The 4,637-nt window shown below is 68.0% G+C and carries 4 protein-coding genes; 2 read left to right on the top strand and 2 right to left on the bottom strand.

Annotated elements, in window-relative coordinates; genetic code table 11:
• Positions 1–109 precede the first annotated feature (109 nt).
• Positions 110–1,387, bottom strand: a complete 1,278-nt coding sequence (locus tag ACFTZB_RS43170; RefSeq protein WP_378441754.1) for a hypothetical protein — start codon at positions 1,385–1,387, stop codon at positions 110–112.
• Positions 1,388–1,482: 95 nt separating this feature from the next.
• On the bottom strand, positions 1,483–2,130 hold the full coding sequence (locus tag ACFTZB_RS43165; RefSeq protein ID WP_378441751.1) for a TetR/AcrR family transcriptional regulator: 648 nt from the start codon (positions 2,128–2,130) through the stop codon (positions 1,483–1,485).
• Positions 2,131–2,206: 76 nt separating this feature from the next.
• Here ACFTZB_RS43165 and ACFTZB_RS43160 point away from each other — a divergent pair, with 76 nt between their 5' ends.
• Both ACFTZB_RS43160 and ACFTZB_RS43155 read left to right on the top strand, forming a co-directional pair.
• Complete coding sequence (locus tag ACFTZB_RS43160) at positions 2,207–3,100, top strand: SDR family oxidoreductase (RefSeq protein WP_378441747.1); 894 nt, start codon at positions 2,207–2,209, stop codon at positions 3,098–3,100.
• Positions 3,101–3,130: 30 nt separating this feature from the next.
• Positions 3,131–4,636: a flavin-containing monooxygenase gene (locus ACFTZB_RS43155; RefSeq protein WP_378441744.1), complete on the top strand. Its 1,506-nt coding sequence runs from the start codon at positions 3,131–3,133 to the stop codon at positions 4,634–4,636.
• Position 4,637: the final 1 nt, after the last annotated feature.

Raw genomic sequence — 4,637 nt, 5'->3', positions numbered from 1 at the left:
GGGGTGGTCTCGGGGGCTGGGATTTGTTTATACGCGCCGGGTGCGGGCCCGGCCCCCGGGGCCGCCGGTTGCGTCTGATCTCAGGCGGGCCCGGTGCGCCCGAGACGCGCTACGGCTGCGGCGGGGACAACTCCCAGCCCGTGCTCATGTCGCGGGCGAGGTCGGGCATCCGCCGCAGCACCCGCTGGCCCTCGACGAAATCGCGGAACGGGATGGCGAGCAGAGCGCGCAGCTCGCCCGGACGACCCTCGGCGAGCCGCTGGTAGGACGACGCGATGTCGCTGACGATGTACTCCCAGCGCGGTGCGCGGTCGGCCCAGTTGAAGCCGGGCAGGGGTGTCCGCAGACGGTAGTCCGCGCCGGCGACGTCGCCCGTGATCGACATCGGCGTGACCTGCCCCGGTGCGCGCGCGCCGGGAACCGAGGGTTGCGCCGCGACGGTCGTGGCGTACGTGAGCGCCCGGCCGACACCGTCACGCGCCGCCGCAGTGACGTCCCACTGGTCGGCGATGATCTGATTCTGCTCACGCGACGCCATCCGGAACAGGGCGTCCGCGTATCCCGCCGGGGTGCCGGAGAAGATGCCGTCCCAGGCGATCTCGGCGTTCTCGTCGAGCAGTCCCGCGGCGGCCATCTCCTCGACGGCACCCCTGCCGTCGTTCAGGTACGCCTCGTGCATGGGCACCATGTCGAAGTAGATGTGTTTCTGCATCATCAGCAGGCGTTTCTGGTACCAGTCCAGGTCGCCCGCCGTCATCGCCGGACCGACGGTGGCGAGCGTTCTCGGGTCCGGCGGCAGGAGCGTCATCGCCTCGCCGGACAGACCGCGGATCGTTGACGCGACGGCGTTGCCGAGCGCGTGGACGGCGTCGACTCCGAGCACGGTCCGGCCGAGGTCGAGGTCCCAGAAGCCGGCGGCGAACGAGCCTCCCGCCAGCCCGGCCATACCGGACCAATAGAGCTCGGCGCGTTGGAGTTGATAGCGGCCGTAGTTCTCGTAGACCCGGTCGACCACCGCCGCGTTGGCGATCAGCCCGGCGTTCGGATCCCACCCGGCGAGGTCGATGCCGGACGCCTCGGATCCGCGCGCCAGCCAATATTGTTGCAGCAGGGCGGAATACCTCCTCGGTGCGATGCCGTCGGAGCGGGCGGCGGCCAGCGCAGCACCGAGTGCGGCGGAGTCGGTGGGGAGCCGGGGGTCGAGCCCGCCGATCGACTCCGCCGACGCGTTCGCGGGCGTGATGTCGAGGAGGCCTGCATAGCCGGCGGCACGCGCGACGTTCGGCGCCGGACCGGCCAACACGAGGACCCCGAGCAACGCGACGAGCACCCCGCGGATCGTCGTGTTGCGGACCCCAGGCGATTGGCAGTGCACAGCACCGTGCATGTCAGGTATTTAACAACATATATGTGATGGCGTCCGGGTTTTGCCCTGGATTCCCCCACGTGAGCGCTAAGGAGTGCCCCGGCACACGACGCCACTCACCTGGGGCCGAGTTCACCCAGGACGGCCGAGAGAATGGTGTGCGCGCTGGCGATGACCGTCTCGATCGGCTGACGGTTCTCCGACAGGACCCACTGCTGGGCGATCATCAGCACCGCCCCGACCAGGCCGGTCGCGAGGGTGCGGAGGTGAGGGTCGGGGAACGCGGTGCGGTCGACGGCCGGGCCGATGACGACGAGCACGGCGTCCACGAACGACCGCGTGACGCGGCGGTAGGCGGCGTCGACGTCCGGGCCGACACCGAGGACCTCCTGGAACGCGATCCGCGGGATCCGCGGGTCGTCGGCGACGGACCGGAAGAACGCGGTCAGCGCCCCGCGAACTCTGGCGTCCAGATCGGCGCCCCCGTCCCGCGCGCCGCGCAGGACACTGTCCCGGAGGCGGTCGGTCACGCTCGCGTACGCCGCCAGTAGCAGGGCCTCGCTGTCGTCGAACGACTCGTAGAAGTAGCGCTTGGTGAGCCCGGCGGTCGCGCAGATCTTCTCGACGGTCGCGGACCGGTATCCGCTGGTCCCGAACACTTCGACGGCAGCGTCGACGAGGCGCGCGCGGCGCTCTTCCTGACGCTGGCGAGGGCCCGCACCGCGGTAGGTGCGGCCCGTCCCGTCGAGCCTGGGCGAACTCACTCCCCAATATTGACACCGCACAGTTCCAGATACAAACTGACACTGAACGGTGCCAGATCACACGCCAGGAGATCCCATGCCCACGCTCAGGAACAAAGTCGCACTCGTCACCGGCGCCGCGCGGGGCATCGGAGCCGAAACGTCCCGTGCCCTCGCCCGCAAGGGCGTCGCACTGATCCTGATCGACCTGGACGCCGAACCACTGAAAGCCCTCGCCGCCGAACTCGGTGACGACGTCGCGCTCGCCGTAGCCGCCGACGTCTGCGACCTGCCCGCCATGCAGAAGGCCGTCGACTCCGGAGTCGCGAAGTTCGGGGGCATCGACTTCGTTCTCGCGAACGCAGGCATCGCCAGCTTCGGCTCGGTGACGCAGGTCGATCCCGCCACGTTCAAGCGGGTCATCGACATCAACATTCTCGGCGTCTTCCACACCGTCCGCGCCGCGCTACCGTCCGTGATCGAGCGGAAGGGCTACATCCTGGTCGTCTCCTCGCTCGCCGCGTTCGCGCCCGCAGCCGGTCTCACCGCCTACAACGCCAGCAAGGCCGGCGTCGAACACTTCGCCAACGCCCTCCGCCTCGAGGTCGCGCACCGCGGCGTCACCGTCGGCTCGGCCCACATGTCGTGGATCGACACCCCGCTCGTCCAGGACGCGAAAGACGACCTCGCCGCGTTCAACCAGTTCCTCGCCACGCTGCCGGGACCGCTCGGCAAGACGACGTCCGTGGACCGCTGCGTCGACGCGTTCGTCGACGGCCTCACCAAGCGGAAGCGTCGGATCTACGTGCCCCGGTGGGTCGGGGCGTTCGCCTGGCTGAAGGCGGTGGTGACGTCGCGGATCGGGGATCGCACCCTGCTACCGCCCGTCCCCCGGATCCTTCCGCTGATGGACGAGGAGGTCGTGAAACTCGGCCGCTCCACCAGCGCACGTAATGTCGCTCTCGACGACGTCGCCGTCGACCCGAAATAGCCGCCCTTCCCACCCAGCGAGAGAGTGTTCATGTCACACACCGATACCGCCGCCGACACCGCAGACGCGAAGGCGCCCGTCGAACACCTCGACGTGCTGATCATCGGGGCCGGACTGTCCGGGATCGGTGCCGCATACCACGTGCAGGACAACTTCCCCGGCCGGACATACGCAATCCTGGAGAGCCGTGAGTCGATCGGCGGCACGTGGGATCTGTTCCGCTACCCCGGTATTCGGTCCGACTCCGACATGTACACGCTGGGCTACCGCTTCCGGCCGTGGGAGAACGACAAGTCGATCGCCGACGGCCCCTCGATCCTCGAGTACGTCAAGGACACGGCAGCCCAGCACGGGATCGACCGGAACATCCGGTTCCGGCACAGGGTCGTTCGCGCCGAGTGGTCGACCGCGAACGGCTGTTGGACGATCGACGCCGAGCGCACCGACACCGGTGAGACCGTCCGGTTCACCGCCGGTTTCCTGATGTCCTGCAGCGGGTACTACCGCTACGACGAGGGCTACACCCCCGAGTTCCCGGGCATCGACCGGTTCGCCGGGCAGGTCGTACACCCGCAGAAATGGCCCCAGGACCTCGACTACGCGGGTAAGCGGGTGGTCATCATCGGCAGCGGTGCCACCGCGGTGACGCTGGCACCGTCGATGGCCGCCGAGGCCGCGCACGTGACCATGCTGCAGCGCTCGCCCACGTACATCATCTCGATGCCCGCCAAGGACAAGCTGGCCAACAAACTGCGGCGCCACCTGCCCACGCGGCTCGCCTACGCGCTGACACGGCTCAAGAACGCGACGGTGGCGACGGCGATCTACCAACTGTGCCGGCGGTACCCGGAATTCATGAAGGGCCGCATCCGGCAACTCCAGGAGAAGTGGCTGCCGCAGGGCTACGACATCGACAAACACTTCACGCCCCGATACAACCCGTGGGATCAGCGACTGTGCCTCGTGCCCAACGGGGATCTGTTCCGCTCCATCCGCAACGACGAAGTGTCGATCGTGACCGATCACATCGACACGTTCACCGAAACCGGGATCACGCTGAAGTCCGGCGACGAGCTGCGTGCCGACGTCGTCGTCACCGCAACGGGTTTGAATCTGCTCGCATTCGGTGGGATGACACTCGCCGTCGACGGCCGCGACATCGACCTCACCGAGACCATGGCGTACAAGGGGATGATGCTCAGCGGGGTGCCCAACTTCGCGTTCGTCATCGGCTACACCAACGCGTCCTGGACGCTCAAGGCCGACCTGGTGTGCGAATACGTCTGCAGGCTGCTCGCCCACATGGATGCGAACGGATTCGCGCAATGCTCCCCGGAACGGGACAGCGCGGTCGACGAGGAGCCGTTCCTCGACTTCGCCGCCGGCTACGTGCTGCGGTCGGTGGAGTCGTTCCCGAAGCAGGGTTCGAAAGCACCGTGGCGGCTGCGAATGAACTACTTCCGCGACCTGGTCACGCTACGCCACGGCAAGATCGTCGACGACGCTATGAGCTTCGCGCCCGTGAGTACTTGTTAAC

This window comes from Rhodococcus sp. NPDC057014 (genome assembly GCF_042673295.1).
Taxonomy (GTDB): Bacteria; Actinomycetota; Actinomycetes; order Mycobacteriales; family Mycobacteriaceae; genus Rhodococcus_F.
Note: the sequence above shows the minus strand (reverse complement) of the source record. Positions and strands in the feature narration are given on the sequence as shown.

Excerpts from the sequence above, each read along its gene's own strand:
- ACFTZB_RS43170 (WP_378441754.1), bottom strand. The coding sequence starts at position 1,387 with ATGCACGGTGCTGTGCACTGCCAATCGCCTGGGGTCCGCAACACGACG.
- ACFTZB_RS43160 (WP_378441747.1), top strand. The coding sequence starts at position 2,207 with ATGCCCACGCTCAGGAACAAAGTCGCACTCGTCACCGGCGCCGCGCGG.
- ACFTZB_RS43155 (WP_378441744.1), top strand. The coding sequence starts at position 3,131 with ATGTCACACACCGATACCGCCGCCGACACCGCAGACGCGAAGGCGCCC.